The sequence below is a fragment of the Mycobacterium simiae genome, from assembly GCF_008370645.1.
Lineage (GTDB): Bacteria > Actinomycetota > Actinomycetes > Mycobacteriales > Mycobacteriaceae > Mycobacterium > Mycobacterium simiae_A.
In genome coordinates this window covers 1-428 of sequence record NZ_VTZN01000543.1, presented here as the reverse complement: position 1 = coordinate 428, position 428 = coordinate 1, and the positions used below count along the sequence as shown (strand labels likewise).

The following is a 428-nucleotide window of genomic DNA, read 5'->3' as shown; positions in this document are numbered from 1 at the left end:
TACATAACCAGCCGATCATCGACCAGCCACTCACCCTGCAATTCCCCAGCAAACACCACACCGACAAAAACAAGCCACAATTCACCCTAAAAACACTGCGCTACACCGGCACAGCCACCATCACCGATCCCCACGCCTACCGCAGGGCAATCACCACCGGCATCGGCCGCGGACTACCCTACGGAGCCGGGCTACTCTTGACCACCACCAAACACTGACCCTCGCGAGGGGGATCGCACCACCACAACTCCACAGAGAACCGCCAACCAACTCCACCGCGTTGGTAACCAGAAACCCGCGACCCAACCCAACCCGGCCGCCGGCAAACCCCACCACGCCAGCGCCAGCCGCCAGCGCGAACCACCACGTCACGTGGCAGAACACCAGCACACCAGCACACCAGGCAACCTCGATCAAAGGCACGGCAA

The 428-nt window shown here is 61.7% G+C and carries 1 protein-coding gene; it reads left to right on the top strand.

Going from position 1 to position 428, the window contains the following annotated elements:
* Window positions 1-218 (top strand): type I-E CRISPR-associated protein Cas6/Cse3/CasE (locus F0Q45_RS26820; protein ID WP_149656681.1); only part of this gene is annotated, 218 nt, incomplete at its 5' end.
* Window positions 219-428 lie beyond the last annotated feature (210 nt).